This is a genomic window from Cupriavidus sp. 8B (assembly GCF_054589115.1).
This window is the reverse complement of the sequence record NZ_BAAILO010000372.1, coordinates 1-521: the sequence shown is the minus strand read 5'-3', so window position 1 is coordinate 521 and position 521 is coordinate 1. Positions and strand designations below refer to the sequence as shown.

General features: G+C 67.0%; 1 protein-coding gene. It reads right to left on the bottom strand.

Features of this window, described 5'->3' with window-relative positions; genetic code table 11:
• Nucleotides 1–521: AMP-binding protein (locus ACYP5B_RS34610; protein ID WP_459572651.1), on the bottom strand; the 521-nt coding region annotated here is incomplete at both ends.

The following is a 521-nucleotide window of genomic DNA, read 5'->3' as shown; positions in this document are numbered from 1 at the left end:
ACCTCGGCCGGCAGCGGCGCGGCGCCGCAAAAGGCGAAGCGCAACGAGGCAATGTCGGCGCCTTCCCGCGGCAGATCGGCTAGCGCGGCGTAGATCGTCGGCACGCCGCTGAAGCTGGTGGCGCGGAACCGTTCGACCAGCTTCCAGAAGTTCGGCATCACGCCCTGGCCCCGATAGCCGGCGGGCGTCAGCATCACGACCTCCCAGCCGCCATGGAACGCGGCAAGGCCGGTGATCATCGCGCCGTTCACGTGGAACAGCGGGAGGCCGCACAGGATCGTGTTTGGCGACGGGATCAGGGCCTTTAGCATCGACGCGACGAAGGCTTCATTGAGATGCGTGTGTGTCGCGACTTTGGGCAGGCCGGTAGTGCCGCCGGTATGGAAATGCGAGCAGATGTCAGTCGCCAGGATGTGGCGCTTCGAAACCAGCATGTCCGACGGCTCGGCCGCCAGCGCCTGGTCGAAGCCGACCATCTTCACGTCCGCGCGGCACGGCCTTGACGCCGTGTCGAAGGCCGC